This is a genomic window from Streptomyces sp. NPDC018263 (assembly GCF_055562575.1).
The window spans coordinates 46,699-61,028 of sequence record NZ_JBVHFA010000005.1 but is presented as its reverse complement, the minus strand read 5'-3'; the positions used below and the strand labels follow the sequence as shown (position 1 = coordinate 61,028).

13 protein-coding genes and 1 pseudogene are annotated in these 14,330 nt (G+C 71.1%); 3 read left to right on the top strand and 11 right to left on the bottom strand.

Annotation, left to right across the window (positions count from 1 at the left end; translation table 11 throughout):
• The first annotated feature begins 59 nt into the window (after positions 1–59).
• Positions 60–1,745: a hypothetical protein gene (locus ACZ3HQ_RS15760; protein WP_467511204.1), complete on the top strand. Its 1,686-nt coding sequence runs from the start codon at positions 60–62 to the stop codon at positions 1,743–1,745.
• 134 nt (positions 1,746–1,879) lie between these two features.
• Here ACZ3HQ_RS15760 and ACZ3HQ_RS15755 read toward each other — a convergent pair.
• Together ACZ3HQ_RS15755 and ACZ3HQ_RS15750 are read right to left on the bottom strand one after the other, a co-directional pair.
• Positions 1,880–2,800, bottom strand: a pseudogene (locus ACZ3HQ_RS15755) (TniQ family protein); the annotation flags it as partial.
• A 64-nt stretch (positions 2,801–2,864) separates the two neighbouring features.
• Positions 2,865–3,203, bottom strand: a complete 339-nt coding sequence (locus tag ACZ3HQ_RS15750; RefSeq protein ID WP_467511202.1) for a hypothetical protein — start codon at positions 3,201–3,203, stop codon at positions 2,865–2,867.
• A gap of 386 nt (positions 3,204–3,589) precedes the next feature.
• On the opposite strand from ACZ3HQ_RS15750, the gene ACZ3HQ_RS15745 reads away from it, so the two are divergent.
• Positions 3,590–4,456 carry a GNAT family N-acetyltransferase gene (locus ACZ3HQ_RS15745; RefSeq protein ID WP_467511200.1) on the top strand — a complete coding sequence of 289 codons (867 nt, stop codon included), beginning with the start codon at positions 3,590–3,592 and terminating at the stop codon, positions 4,454–4,456.
• A gap of 117 nt (positions 4,457–4,573) precedes the next feature.
• On the opposite strand, the gene ACZ3HQ_RS15740 is transcribed toward ACZ3HQ_RS15745, so the two are convergent.
• Positions 4,574–5,812, bottom strand: coding sequence for an MFS transporter (locus ACZ3HQ_RS15740; protein ID WP_467511198.1), 1,239 nt, complete (start codon positions 5,810–5,812; stop codon positions 4,574–4,576).
• An 84-nt stretch (positions 5,813–5,896) separates the two neighbouring features.
• Positions 5,897–6,475 carry a TetR/AcrR family transcriptional regulator gene (locus tag ACZ3HQ_RS15735; RefSeq protein ID WP_467511196.1) on the bottom strand — a complete coding sequence of 193 codons (579 nt, stop codon included), beginning with the start codon at positions 6,473–6,475 and terminating at the stop codon, positions 5,897–5,899.
• Positions 6,476–6,596: 121 nt separating this feature from the next.
• Here ACZ3HQ_RS15735 and ACZ3HQ_RS15730 point away from each other — a divergent pair, with 121 nt between their 5' ends.
• Positions 6,597–7,634 carry an aldo/keto reductase gene (locus ACZ3HQ_RS15730; protein ID WP_467511194.1) on the top strand — a complete coding sequence of 346 codons (1,038 nt, stop codon included), beginning with the start codon at positions 6,597–6,599 and terminating at the stop codon, positions 7,632–7,634.
• 3 nt (positions 7,635–7,637) lie between these two features.
• On the opposite strand, the gene ACZ3HQ_RS15725 is transcribed toward ACZ3HQ_RS15730, so the two are convergent.
• The 7 genes from ACZ3HQ_RS15725 to ACZ3HQ_RS15695 all read right to left on the bottom strand — a co-directional run bounded on the left by ACZ3HQ_RS15725 (position 7,638) and on the right by ACZ3HQ_RS15695 (position 14,223).
• Entirely contained in the window at positions 7,638–8,120 is a 483-nt protein-coding gene (locus ACZ3HQ_RS15725; protein ID WP_467511192.1) for an HAD domain-containing protein, read from the bottom strand.
• Positions 8,121–8,174: 54 nt separating this feature from the next.
• Positions 8,175–9,254 (bottom strand): phosphotransferase family protein, encoded by a 1,080-nt coding sequence (locus ACZ3HQ_RS15720; RefSeq protein WP_467511190.1) that lies wholly within the window; start codon positions 9,252–9,254, stop codon positions 8,175–8,177.
• 138 nt (positions 9,255–9,392) lie between these two features.
• Positions 9,393–10,118, bottom strand: a complete 726-nt coding sequence (locus ACZ3HQ_RS15715) for an HAD family hydrolase (protein ID WP_467511188.1) — start codon at positions 10,116–10,118, stop codon at positions 9,393–9,395.
• Positions 10,119–10,156: 38 nt separating this feature from the next.
• Positions 10,157–11,035, bottom strand: a complete 879-nt coding sequence (locus ACZ3HQ_RS15710; protein ID WP_467511186.1) for a GntR family transcriptional regulator — start codon at positions 11,033–11,035, stop codon at positions 10,157–10,159.
• An 88-nt stretch (positions 11,036–11,123) separates the two neighbouring features.
• Entirely contained in the window at positions 11,124–12,032 is a 909-nt protein-coding gene (locus ACZ3HQ_RS15705) for a winged helix-turn-helix domain-containing protein (RefSeq protein WP_467511184.1), read from the bottom strand.
• Positions 12,033–12,335: 303 nt separating this feature from the next.
• Entirely contained in the window at positions 12,336–13,574 is a 1,239-nt protein-coding gene (locus ACZ3HQ_RS15700; RefSeq protein ID WP_467511182.1) for a GNAT family N-acetyltransferase, read from the bottom strand.
• A gap of 61 nt (positions 13,575–13,635) precedes the next feature.
• Positions 13,636–14,223, bottom strand: a complete 588-nt coding sequence (locus ACZ3HQ_RS15695) for an RsiG family protein (protein WP_467511180.1) — start codon at positions 14,221–14,223, stop codon at positions 13,636–13,638.
• Positions 14,224–14,330 lie beyond the last annotated feature (107 nt).

Below are 14,330 nucleotides of genomic sequence, written 5' to 3'. Positions count from 1 at the left end.
ACCCACGCACATAGACCATCCCAGCGCTCCCTTGTCGAGCACTCACGTGAAGAGCCGTCATGGACCTGAACAGCAATCCGCTCGCGCACAGAGCGATCCTCACCGTTCCGACCGCGGAGAACCCCTTCCAAGTAGTTCGCCGCATCAGTGCTCAATGGCTCACTGGAAAGTTCGGCAGCGCCCCGCTCACCTCCGGGCATCACCACCTCGATGACGTCTCAGTGTTGACCAACCATGCGGCTTACCTGGCCGACGGCGCCGAACACGCGATACGCCTCCAGTTGCGCGAGGACAGGATCGAGGCCACGTGGCGGACCACCATCACGGCTGTCGCGTTCGAGGACCTTTCTGCATTGCTCACGGTCGGCCTGGAGGTGTTCCCCAACGGGGACAAGTCGCTGACCCCCGCCAGACCGCGCCTGGTTCGCGATCTCGTCCAGGAACTGGGGCCCACGGATGGTCCGGCGAGGTTGACACTAGAGCCCCAGAGCGTGGACGCGGAAGGCATCAATGCCCTGATCGACGTGCTCTGTGACCCCGCACGGCGCATGCCGGTGATTGTGGCAGCCCAACCTCTCCGTCCCAACGCGCTGTGGTCGAATCGGCTGGGGCAGGCGATGCGGCAATGTGCCGGTGCAGCCTCGCTGTATGTGCTTACGGACACCGAAGCCGTCGATGCGTTCCGCGCGGCGATCGGGGAGTACCACCGCGTCGCCCCGGGAGCCGTCCGCACGTTTCTGAGCGAGGTGGATCCGGCGTGGCCGAAAGATGCCTCGCGTCACCGGTTCCTGACCGTGGCTCGGATGAGCGATCCCCAGGATGGGGCGTGGTTCGGTCTCGCGCGTACTGTCCAGCGGCTTTCTACCGAGGCCCCATTGCCCGAGGCTCTGCGCACGATTGCCTTCCCGGATGACGCGGGCCGGCGTCATCGCGCGGAGCGGCAGGCCGCTCTGACATCCGTACGACCCTCCGAAGAGCTGGCGGGGATGCGCAAGGACGTCGAGGAGCTCAGGGCGCTACTAGCCCAGGCTGATGAGGAGTTGAAGGAAGCGGCACGCAGCACCGACCTTTCGGCACGGACCTTGACCTCCCTGGAGGAGCAGCTGCACGCGGCCGTGGATCGGGCGGACGGGGATATGGAGGAGGCGCTGCGGGCGCTGGACGACGTCGAGCGGGCGCGGGCGGAGGCAGACATCCTGCGGCGTCGACTGCGTGAGGAAGGCCGTTACGACGACACCGTCGTCGTGGAGCAGCCGCCCGGTGTTCCGGACTCATTCGAGGAGCTGTGGGAGCGGCTGGACGCCTTCGAAGGCGTTCGGGTCACGGCCGATAAGAGGAGGGCCCTCGAACTGGACGAGGCGGAGCGGGCTCGCGTGTGGGCGGCGAAGGCATGGAATGCCCTGAGGGCGCTGGACTCCTACACGCATGCAGCAAGGGACGGGTTCAATGGCGGTTTCTACCAGCACTGCACATCGGACCGCCCAGGGGCGGTTAACTGGCCGCTCAAGCAGCTGGCCACCGTCGAGTCCGCCACAACGATGAACAGGTGGGGCGAGGAGAGGATCTTCGCCGTCCCCTTGGAGGTGGACCCCTCCGGACGCACGGAAATGCAGGCCCACCTGAAACTCGACTCAAAGGGAAGCACCTCACCGAGGATCTACTTCCTGGACGACACGAAGGGCGTCACCGGACAGGTGATCATTGGATATGTCGGAGCCCATCTGACCAATACGAAGACCAACTGACACGAGGCATAAGCTTGTCGACCAATGACCGAGTGCCGTGCCGGTCACCGGCGGAAGCCATGCCCCCCGTGTGCACCACGAAGGCTGCCGTTTTTCCGTCGCGCTCGCGCCCAGCGGCAGGCGTGAGCGCCGGTTCAGCATATAAACCGGTCGGCTCGGGTGAGACGACTGAAGCCCTTGTTCTCGATCCGCTGACCCATCCGCTGGAACGCGCCACGGTCCCGGCGCGAGGTCAGGAGGATGGCCTGAAGCGGGTAGGAGGTCCCGCCGAGGCGGCGGAACTGGTAACTCATCGAGAAATGTCGCTCCTTGGCTCCATCGAGGATGGGCGCCATCACCTCGTGGGTCTCGTTCTCATCAGGGGCCGACAGCAGACGTACTGCGATGCCCAGCACCGCGCCCGCGACGGCGGGATCCGCTGCCGGGTCGCTGTAGTGGTGCGAGGCTTGGCGCCGTCGGCCTGCCTCGGCCTCGGCCCGGGAATTGGCGAACTCGGCGTGTCGCTTCTCCGCCTCCCGGTCGACCAGCACGGCCAGGGCCTCCGTGTCGGTGAGTTGCCTGGCATGGGGCCAAGTCATGAAGATCAACGCACTCAGAGCACGTAGATCAATGAAGTACTGGGCCGCAGGAATCAGCCACCCGAAGCTTCCCACTTCCTTTGGCCCATCGGGGTCCAAAAGCCTGTCGAAGTGGTGCTGAAGCCTCAGCAATGCGCCGACCGCGGAGGGAGCGTAGGGAAGTCCATCCGCTTCACCGCCGGCCAGGCCCGCTCCGCAGATCGCCCGTGTGCCAGGAATGGTGGCTCTGCACTGAGCGGGGTGGAGGCCCGCCTCGGAGACTCGGGCGATCAGGCTGCCGGCGCGGGCTGCGTTGATGTCCTGCCCGCAGCGAGGGCAGCCGTACAGCAGCGGACGCTGATGACGTAGACAGGCGAAGACGGGAGGCAATCTCCAAGGCCGGCGCCAACGCCCGCCATGACGCTCTTCGATCTCAGTTCCGTCACCGGAGAGGCATCGTGGGCAGTACCGGGTCGCCCTTACCCAACGGGGACGAGAACGACGAGGGTGAGCCGGGCGGCAGTTCGCTCCCGGCTAGAAAGTCGGGGGTATGCCTGCGCCATCAGCCGGCTGTACGGAACTTCAGCCGAAGCGGCTGCGAGAGGACCTCGACCACGTCACCGGCGAAATCCAGGACCAGCAGCAGCCCGGCTTCCTCCAAGCTCTCGAAGCCGTGCAGGCGGCCGGTACTGACCATGTATGCAAGCCCGGGACGATGGCGCTGATCACGCCGCCAGGTGAAGCCCCGCATCGGCACCAGCCCAGTGACCGGAACGGCCGCCAGGTTAGCCACCGCGCTTGTGACCTCACCTCCGGCGTACCGCCAGGTAGCCGTCCACCGTCGCGTCCAGCCCTCGTCCAGGCCGAGCGCCTGACGCCCCGCGCCGAGGGAGACCGGCACGAGCAGGTCGTCCCACCTGCACGCATGCGACCACAGGGGCTCGTACGCCGCACCGTCAGCCGTCCGGACGTGTACCCCGCCAGATCCTTGAACCTCCGCCACGTCTCCAGGGAAGCGAAGCCCAGCGCACGCTGTAGGCGATCTTCGGTACTGGTGACAACGAGACCGCAAACGATCTCAATGTGACAAGAGTCCCGCACTTCCAGTGACAACAATCCCGCTCACGCCATCACTGCGGTCGAGGTCGGGACGATTCCCAGGTGACAACCACCTTGCTCAGTCACAGGGGGGAGGGTTTCGGCCGATATGACGGGGCACGTGCGGTCCCGGCCGTCGCTCTGGTGCGAAACCGCCCGCCGCCTCCCCCGGGTGCGGAAGCATGAAGCATGCGGTCAAGTGGATGGTGTCTCACTGAAGATGTCGAAGAGTTTCTCGCCCGTGCCGGAGGGTTCCTCCGAGGGCGGCCCGCTGAGCACGTCATGCAGCTCACGTGGGCCGAGAGGGTGCGGGTGCGCGGGGCGGGGGCGTTCGGGCCGGCGCCTGTTTTCGGGGTGCTGGAGGAGGAGGGCCTGGTCAGCGGCACCTTCTATCATCTGCCGCCCCGCGCGATGGGCCTCTCCCCGCTCACGCCCGAGCAGGCCGAGAGCCTCGCCGTCCGCCTCGCCGACGCCGGTCTCTCCCCGACTGCCGTCGGTGCGGACCACGACACCGCCACCGCCTTCGCCGAGGCGTGGCAGCGGCACGCCGGGGTGACGCCGAAGCTCCGTGACGTGGGCGTCCGGCTGTACCGGCTCGGCACCCTCACCCCGCCCGACCCCCATCCGGAGGGCCGGCCCCGTGTCCTCGGCGAGGGAGATCTCGACCAAGCCGCCCACTGGTGCGGGGAGTTCGCCAGGGCCGTCGGGGAGGACGTCACCGTCGACGCCGGGACCTGGGCGAACACGCGCTACGCCGACAAGCGGTACACCCTCTGGGAGACCCCGGACGGCACGCCCGTCTCCATCGCGGGCATGAACCCGCTCATCGGCGGCCAGATCCAGGTGGACATCGTCTACACCCCGGCCCACCTGCGCGGCCACGGCTACGCCGCCGCCGTCTCCGCCGAGGTCAGCCGCGCCGCGCTGGCCGCCGGAGCCCAGGAGGTCGTCCTCTTCGCCGACCGGTCCAACCCCACGAGCAACGCCCTCTACCGACGCCTCGGCTACCGCCCGTTGAGCGACTGGTCGGGGTACGACTTCGTCCCCGCCGATTGAGGAAACGCCCGTGCGGGGGGCACGCCTGGGTCAACCGGGGCGAGGTGACGCATGGTTACGGCTCTGCCGCCGCGCGGGACCGGATGCGCAGACGCGCCCTCCGGGCTGCCGGACTCCTCAGCGTGTCCCGCTGGCCTCCGGTTCCGCCACGCGTACCCCGGCGGGTGTCCGCAGATCGCGCACCTGCGGAGCGAGCAGCGCCGCACCCGTCGCCAGCACGACCAGGGTGGCGCAGCCCGTCAGCGCCCAGCTCGTGCCCGCCGCCGAGGCGACCGGCCCGGCGACGAGCATGCCGAGCGGGGCGAGGGCGAGGGAGCCGAACCAGTCGTAGGAGGTGACGCGGGAGAGGACGTGTTCGGGGATCTCGCGTTGGAGGGTGGTGGACCACAGGACGCCGAAGACGTCGTTCGCCACGCCCGCGCCGAACATGGCGGCGGCCGTGAGCCAGAGGGGGGCGCCGAGGCTGAGCAGGAGCATCGGCAGGGCGGCCGGGAAGGTGCTCAGTACGGCGACGAGGATGGGGCGCCCGACCCGTACCCGCGCCGCGAGGCCCGCGCCCGCGATGGTGCCGAGGGCCTGGGCGGCGACGATGACCGACCAGCTCCGGGCGCCGCCGTGGTGTTCGAGCGTGAGGGGACCCAGGACGCCCACCTCGGCGTTCAGCGCGGCGATCACGACCGCGTACTGGGCGACCACGACCCACAGCCACTGCCGGGAGGCGAACTCCCGCCAGCCTTCCCGCAGTTCCGTCCAGCCCGAGGCCCGTACGCGGGGCCGGCCGGCCACCTTCAGCCGGGCGGTGAGGGCCGCGCTGACGACGAAGGATGCGGCGTTGAGGGCGAGTGCCCAGCCCGCGCCGACCAGGGCGACGGTCACGCCGGACAGGGCGAGGCCGAGGAGGAGGGAGGTGTTGGTGCCGACGCGGAGGAGGCCGTTGGCCCGCTGGAGCCGGTCGGCGGGCACGAGAAGGGGGACAAGACCTTCCATGGCGGGGGCGAACATCGAGGTCGCCGCACCGGCCGCCACGGCGAGCAGGCACATCGCGGTCAGCGGGGCGTGTCCGGTCAGCACGAGGGCGGCGAGTCCGGCGTACGCCCCGGCACCCAGTACGTCGGCCAGCATCATCAGCCGTGACCGCGACATACGGTCCGCGATCACGCCTCCCACCAGGACGAACACCAACTGCGGCAACGCCTGGCAGGCCAGCACCAGCGACAGCCGCCCCGCGCTCGCCCCCGGCAGCGCGAGCACCGCGAACCCAAGCGCGACCCGCGCGAAGCCGTTGCCCAGCACAGAGACGACCCGTGCGCCGAGAAGCAGAACGAAGCGCCGGTCGCGCCACAGGGGGATATCCACGGCCCCGCACCCTACGCCCGCCCGATCAACTCCAGCGCGCCTGAGCGCAGTTCGAGCCAGGTGTCGTGCCGGGAAACGCTCTGATCACTTTCCGGTCCCGTACCGCAGCCCGTCCAGCAGCAACCCCACCATCCGCCCCGTGTGCCCGTCGTCGTCCTGGGCCGGGAGGGTCAGGTTGGCGACGGCTCGGAGGAGGTCGTCGGGGGCGGTGTCGGTGCGGATCTCGCCGGACTTGGCCGCGGCGCCGAGCAGGTCCTCCAGGGCCGGTACCAGGCGGAGCTGGAAGTACGACGGGAGGCTGTCGTAGGCCGGGTCGCCGGAGTGGAGGGCGGCGCTGAGGCCGCGTTTGGTGGCGATGAAGTGGGTGAAGCGGAGGAGCCACAGGCGCAGGGCCTCGACGGGGGGATGGTCGGCGGCGAGCGCGGGCGCGGTGTCGGCGCAGGCGTCGACCTCGTGGCGGAAGACGGCCGCGATGAGGTCGGAGCGCTGCGGGAAGTGCCGGTAGAGGGTGCCCGCGCCGACGCCCGCCCGGGCGGTGATCTGCCGTACGGGTGCGTCCACGCCGGACTCGGCGAACACCTCGGCGGCGGCCGTGAGCAGCGTGTCGATGCTGCGCCGCGCGTCGGCCCGAAGGCGTGGGCGGGACGGCTCGGCGTCGGTCATGCCAGACCTCCACTTGCTAACCGGAACAGCGTTCCGTATCGTTCTTCCCGGAACACCGTTCCGTTTTCGTGAGCGTAACGCGCCGCGGCGGGCCCTGGCCACCGCGGATTGGAGGAGACTCATGAAGTACCGCACGCTGGGCCGGACCGGCATGAAGGTCAGCCCGTACTGCCTGGGCGCGATGATGTTCGGCGCCATCGGCAACCCCGACCACGACGACTCCGTACGCATGATCCACAAGGCGCTGGACGCCGGGATCAACTTCATCGACACCGCCGACATCTACTCCTACGGGGAGTCGGAGGAGATCGTCGGCAAGGCGCTGAAGGGGCGGCGGGACTCCGTCGTGCTCGCCACCAAGGCGCGGCTGCCGATGAACTCCGACGGCGCCGACCCCAACATGCAGGGCGCGTCCCGGCGTTGGCTGACCCGGGCGCTGGACGACTCGCTGCGCCGGCTCGGCACGGACCATGTGGACCTCTTCCAGATCCACCGGCCCGACCCGGACACCGACGTCGAGGAGACCCTCTCCGCCCTCACCGACCTGGTGCGCGCGGGCAAGGTCCGCGCGATCGGCACCTCGGGCTACCCGGCCTCCGACATCGTCGAGGCGCAGTGGGTCGCCGAACACCACCGGCTCCAGCGGTTCCGTACCGAACAGCCGACGTATTCGCTGCTCAACCGGGGTATCGAGCGCGAGGTGCTGCCGGTGTGCGAGCGGTACGGGATGGGGACGCTGATCTACAGTCCGCTGGCCGGGGGCATGCTCACCGGGCGCTACCGCAAGGACCGGCCCGCCGACACCCACCGCTCCACCTACGGCTTCCGGTACCTGCGCGACGAGCGGCGCCTCGACACCGTGGAGCGGCTGGTCCCGGTCGCCGAGGAGGCCGGTGTCTCGCTGACGCACCTCGCGCTGGCCTTCGTGATCAGCCACCCCGGTGTCACCTCCGCGATCATCGGCCCGCGCACGATGGAGCAGCTCGACGACCTCCTCGCGGGCGGCAAGGTCACGCTGTCCGACGAGATCCTGGACCGTATCGACGCGGTGGTGCCCCCCGGTACGGACGTGGGCGCGCTCGACATGGAGTACGCCCCGCCCGCGATCACCGAGGCGCACCTGCGGCGCCGGTGGGCCGGGGAGCGGTCGGCCGCCTGAGGGTCAGTCCGGCGGGTTCCTGCCCAGCCACTCCCGCAGGGTGGTGAAGTCGGCCGGGGTCAGGCCGTAGTCGTGGTCCACGCGGTGCAGCAGGGCTCGGGCGGGGTGGTGGACGGCGACGTAGGCCCGGTCGGCCTCGGTGATCTCGTCGTCGATCCAGATGAACGGCCGGCCCGCCGCGAACTCGACCAGTGGGCGCGTCTTCCAGTGGATCAGCGCGGGCGGCGCCTCCTCGTCCGGCCACGGCACCACGGGCAACGGCGGCAGCCCCAGCCACGGCGCGACCACCGCGTTGGCGTCGTCCATCCAGGTCGACGCCCACACCAGCTCACACCCCAGCGCCACCAGCTCGGCGCCGAGCCCCGGATCGACCCGCCCCAGCAACGGATGCCCACCCGTGCCACCGCCCCGCTGGAACTCCGGGTACGCGGCGTCGGGCGCGCCGAAGGGGATGAGCGGACCGTCGATGTCGAGAAAGAGCAGCATCACCCCTCAGCATCGGCCATCCACCGGCGCCGGGCGGCAAACGGCTCGCCCCCGTCACCTCTCGCGCCCCTCCAGCCGGTGCCACCGCACCAGCGCGGCCGCCACCCGCCCCGCGTCCGGCACCTCCGCCACCCCCAGCGGGCCCGCACCCCGCGCCAGGATCTCCCGCAGCTTCACCGCAAGGACCTCGGCCGGTGGAGCGTCGGGGGAATCGAGTGCCAGGGCCGAGCGGATGACGTCCGTGAAGACGGACTGGGCCCGCTTGTAGGCGAGGAGGGGTGGCAGGTCGTCGGCCCAGCCGCGCACGCTCCCCGGGCGGACCGCCCGCACGGTCGTGTGCCAGCGGGCGGCGATCTCGCGGGACTGGGCGGCGGGGTAGCGCATGAGGTGGAGGTGGGTGGCGAGGTCGTAGAGGGGGTCGCCGGCCATGGCCAGTTCCCAGTCGATGGTCCACAGCCGGTCTACGGGATCGACGATGAAGTTCTCGCGGTGCAGGTCGGCGTGGAGAAGGCAGAAGGGGCGCCGGGACAGGCCGTGCACATGGGCCCGCAGATGCCTGAACGAGGTCTCGGTGAGGCCGAGTTCGGCGAAGAGCCGCTCGAAGCGGTCGAGGTTGCGGCGGTAGACGCGGTGCTCGGTGAAGTGGACGAGGCGTTCCAGGAAACCGTCGCTGTCGCCGTCCGCCGGGCGGTCCTCGGCGGCGCAGCGGCGCTCGGCGGTGATGTCGTCCGGGCCGATCGCGGCCAGCCTGCCGAACAGCTCGGTGATCTGGCGGCACAGCGCCTCCGGCACCTCGGTGCCGGAGGGGTGGAGCGTGCCGAGGGTGGTGCCCTCGATGAACCGCATCAGCCGCAGTCCGCCGACCTCCACCAGGCCGGGGACGCGCGGCACGCGGTCGCCCAGCGCGGTGAGCAGGCGCTCCTCCGAGGCGAAGCAGCGCCGGTCGAACCAGAGCAACCCGTCGCGGGGCTCCCGGCACTTCCACCGCCCCGGATGGAGCCGCGCGGCCTCACCGGCCAGCGGGAAGACATACGTCTCGTGGTGGTAGCCCTGGAGCGGGCCCTCGACCACCTTGTCGTCGCCGCTGGCCTCGGCCGCGTTCAGCCAGGCAGTAGAAACCGTTTCGGGGGACATGGCCCGTTCTCTCGCCGTGCGCCCTGCCGAAAGGGGCGGAAGTGGCAGCACGGTACCGCCTCGGGAGCGGGTCCCGGCCCCACGACTCCGGGCTGGTTCCCCCGTACCGGGGACCGGGCGTACGCGCGTACGAGCCCGCTAGCCGCGCAGCGCGAGCAGCAGGGGTTCCAGGGAGGTGAGGACCGTGTCGGCGCCCGAGGCGCGGAGCTGCTTGGCGCGGCGCTCGCCGCTCGCGTAGCCGAGGAAGCGGACCCCGGCCCGCTCGGCGGCGACGAGGTCGGTGGGCGAGTCCCCGATCATCAGCGCGGACTCCGGGGCGGCGCCCAGGGCGGCGAGGGCGCGGTCGAGGCAGTACGGGTCGGGTTTGAGGCGGTGCAGCTCGGCGGTGCGGCCGTAGATGTGCGCGGCGAAGCAGCCGGTCAGGCCGCGTTCGGCGAGGTAGGCGTGGACCACGCGCGGGGAGTTGTTGGTGGTGACGGCCAGCCGGGAGCCGACGGCGGCCCAGGTGCGGATCAGCGGATCGGCGTACGGGGTCGGCCACGCGGAGGCGGCGGCCAGCAGCTCGTCCTGGGTGAGGCGCTCCTCCAGTTCGGCGACGAGGTCGCTGCCGGGGTGGCGGCGGTCCACCGCGCGCAGCACCACCTGCGGGTCCAGCGTCTCCCGCTCGTCCTCGGTGAGCAGCCCGCGCAGTCCGCGCCCGGCCAGCCACTCCACCAGCCCGGCCGCGACCCGCTCGGCGCGGTGCCGGGCGAAGAGACGGCAGACCGGGCCGTCGAAGTCCCAGAGGACGACCCGCGCGCCGATCAGTTCCCGTAGCTTCTCGATCCCCTGGTCGCTCTTCTCCTCGACCGTTTCGGTCGCCATCAGCTCATGCTGCGTCGTTTCCGGCGTCTTGGAAGTCACTAGGAGAGTGTCAGGTCCGTGGTGATGGTTTCCCAGAGGGCGTCGAACCACTTCTGCGACTGTTCCACGAAGGAGGCGTCCCGTTGACCCGACCGCTTCTCGAAGGAGAACAGCATGGACTCCGAGCCCAGGGTGTCGAACATCTCCAGGATGCCGGTGTCGGTGGGTTCCTCGCGCCGGGTGACCATGTAGTACGCGTACAGCGCCTCCGCGCCGTTGAGCAGGTACAGCTTGGCCGGCGGGGTGAAGGGCAGTGCGCGGAAGGTGACATGGACGTCGATGTCGTGCGTGGCCCGCAGGGCGTTGAGGTTGTACTGGAGCACCTGCCCCTGGGCGTTGCGCATCGCCAGCCAGCGCCGGTGCACCGGGTCCGCGTCGTCGCCCTCGGGGTCCACCGGGACCGGGAAGGCGAGGCTGATGTCGCGCGAGGGCAGCAGGACGCGTACGTCGATGCGCTCGGGGCGCACCCGGCCCTCGTGGATCAGCCGCAGCGGCTCGCCGAGGGCGGGGATCAGGCTCTGCGCGGTCAGGCAGACGGCGTCGACGCGGACGTGGGACGCGGTGAACGCCTCCGCCAGCCGGTGGGCGAGGGCGACCATCGTGGGCTGGGGGGCGTCCTGCGCGGGCGCGGGTTCCGCGACGCGCGGCGGGCTGCCCTTGGTGACGCCGGTGAGCAGGCCCTCGTCGTGCAGCAGACGCAGTGCCTGGCGGACCGCTCCGCGCTCCACGCCGAACTCCTCGGCCAGCTCGGCCTGGGTGGGCAGCCGCTCGCCCGCCCGCAGCTCACCGGCACGGATGCGGGCGCGCAGGGCGTCGGCGATCTCCTGGGCGGTGAACCGTCTGCCGCTCACTGCCACGTTCTCCTGGGTCACGACCAAACGGTACAACCTCAGCCCATCTACGGGCAGTTGTAGGTGACTAACTGCCAAGTACTGACCAATCAAGTCCAGTTGGCCGCCATCTTGGCTACCCCAGCACCAGCTCCGAGCTGATCGTCTCCCACAGCGCGTCGAACCAGAGCCGGGACTGCGACACGAACTCGGTGTCCCGCGCCCCGGCCCCCCGCGTGAAGGCGAACAGCATCGAGCGGGTGCCCTCGGCGTCGTACAGCGCCATGTGCTCCGGGCCTATGTCCCGCTCACGCCGGGCCAGCGTGTAGTACGCGAACAGCGCCTCGGAGCCGTTGAGCAGGTACAGCTTGACCGGCGGGGTGAAGGGGAGCGCGCGGAAGCGGACCCGGACGTCGATGCCGTGCGTGGTGCGCAGCGCGAGCAGGTTGTGCCGGAGCACCTGACCCTGGGCGTTGCGCTGCGCCAGCCAGCGCCGGTGCAGCAGCTCGGTGTCGGCGGCGTCCACCGGCGCGGGGAAGGCGAGGGCGATGTCACGGCTCGGCAGCAGCAGCCGTACGTCGATCTTGGCCGGTTTCAGTCCTCCCGCGTGGATCTGCCGCAGCGGTTCCCCGATGGCGAGGGTGAGCGAGACGGAGGTCAGGCAGAGGGCGTCCACCCGCACGTGCGGGACCGCGAAGGCGGCCGCGACGCGGGGCGCGAGGCCCGCCATCGTGGGCTGCGGCGGCGCGGCCGGGCCCGGCGCGCCGGGCGGGACGGCCACCGTGGCCGGGCTGCCCTGCGACGATCCGGCGAGCAGCCGCTCGACACGCAGGATGCGCAGCGCCTCGCGGACCGTGCCGCGCTCGACCCCGAACTCCTCGGCCAGCTCCGCCTGGGTGGGCAGCCGTTCGCCGGGGCGCAGCACACCGGTGTCGATGCGGGTGCGCAGGATGCCGGCCACCACGCGAGAGGTGACGCGTGAGGGGTGTGACCGTGGTGACCTCTTCCGCCCAGTGGCGGAGACGTGTTCCGGGTCCACGGACAAAGGCTACAACTTCCCGCCATCTTGCGGCAGTTCGCGGGATGATGGTTATGAGCCGCTTCCACGCGGCTATAACTACAGTGAAGTTGGCAGCCAACTTGACCGACATGGTCGAGCTTTCCGGCGGTTGGCCGACCGGGCTCCCCTTCCGGAGGGGAGCCGGGAGCCCGGCAGGGGACGGCCACGGGAGCGCACAGTCACAACTGAACACCCGCACAGCCACAACCGAACAGCGTCAGCGCACAGCCACAACCGAACAGCACGCTACGGATGAACGGCCGCCGGCACGGCGGCGGGCGACCGGGGTCAGAAGGAGTCCGGGCACCACGGGCGCCCGGACGTGCGGAACAGGGCGTCGGCCGCACGGGCGGCGCCCTCCCGCTCCTCCTGGACACGCCCCAGCGCCGCCAGCCGTGCCGTCGAGCCGTCTCCGAGCCACACCGTGGCCAGCTCGGCCACCGGCAGCGTCAGCTCGGCGGACGCGCCGCCCGCCGGGGTGCACGACGCGCCCTCGGGGGACGCCTCCAGCCGGTACCGCCCGCCCGCCGTGCCGTCCTCGTCCAGCACCTCGATCACCAGCGACCCGGACCGCTCGTAGCTCCGCGCCTCCAGCGCCCGTACGACGTCCAGCAGCCGGACCCACAGCCAGTCCGTGTGCGTGTCGACACGGGCCGCGCGGACGTCGGGCAGCAGGAAGGGCAGCAGGGAGTCGGGGGCCCGCCAGCCGCTCTTGACGTGGGCGATCCAGTCGATCGAGCACAGGTAGCGCCACAGCGCGGCCTCGGCCGCCGGGGTCGCGGCGGTCAGCCAGTCCACCTTGGCCGTGTTGTCCGGCTGCTGCCCCTCCCACTTGCTCTCGCAGCGGTACGACACCATGCCCTCGACCTCGCCGGAGGCGGCCCGGTACACCGCGTAGAACGGCTCGGTCCAGTCCCGGCCGAAGCGGGCCACCCCGGTACGGGCGTCCCACCACAGCTCGTCCCGGCCGACCGCGCCCGGCGTCACGGCGCGCACCCGCTCGGACAGCTTCGGGCCCAGCGCGCGCACCTCGGCGCCGTCCACCAGGTCGATCCGGGCGCCGTCCTCAGGTCCGGCCCAGCGCGGGTCGAGCCCCGAACGGCCCACGTCCACAGTCCAGTTGGTCGCCCAGGTCGCGGGGCCGAAACCATGCTTGCCGTAGATCGGGTACTCGGCGGCGATCAGCGTGGCGATCACGTCCCCGCGCTCCCGCGCGGCCGCCAGGTCCTCGCGCATCATCCGCGTGAGCAGACCACGACGGCGGTGGGTCGGGGAGACGGTGACGTTGGTGACCGCGTTGGAGGGGACGTACGCGCCGCCGACCGCGGTGACCTCCTGCGCGAAGGAGCGGAAGGTGCCCACGCAGCGGCCGCCGTCGAAGGCGCCGAGCAGGCGGCCCGGCACGAACTGGCGGAGCCTCGCGGCCCGTTGCCCCGGCGTGATCACCGGGTCCTGGAGGAAACCGGTGTCCATCGCGCGGTGCCAGTTGTCGAACTCGTGCTCGGCCACGGGGCGTACGTCGATCATGGGGCCACGGTAGGCGCGGGACCCGGCTTGTGTCGCGCGCATTTCCCGCACCCCGCCCGGCTCAGGCCAGCAGGTCGTCCACCTGGGCCTCGCCCGCCCGGTACCGGCGTGCGACCTCGCCCCCGCAGGCGTCGGCGGTGCGCTGGAGGCCCTGGCGGCGGTGGGAGATCTCCTGCTCGTACCCGGTCAGCCGGCCCATCGCCTCCGCCAGCTCGGCGTCCGTGCGGGCGGTGAGGTCGGACAGCTCGACCTCGGCGAGCATCTCCGCCGCGAGCTTGCCGTACTCCTCGCTGTGCGGGGTGCCGAGGGTGACATGGCGGGCGGAGGAGCGGTGCCGGGCCGGGGCGTCGGCGAGGATCTCCGAAAGCCGCTCCACCACGGACCCGTCCACCGGGACCGGAAGGTGCTCGCCGCCCCGGCGGGCCAGCTCGGCGCGCAGGATGTCGATCCGGCCCTGGAGGAGGCGCCGGACATAACTCAGGTCGGCCTCCTCGCGCTGGGCGTCCCGGCGCAGGGCGCGCAGTTCGGGCAGGCTCAGCGGGGCCAGGACGGATGCGCCCGGCTCCTCGGGCGGCGGGCTCGGCGGGCTCTCGGCGCGCTGTGCGGGCGGCCGGTGTGTGACCGGACCACTGGTACTCGGTGTGCTCATGTGTGGTGGACCGTCCCCTCGACCGGCGTGTGGGAAGCATCGTGCCACCCCCGGTGGCCGCTATGTGACCGACTGCCCCCGAACGGCCCTGGATGGGGGGTATGGAT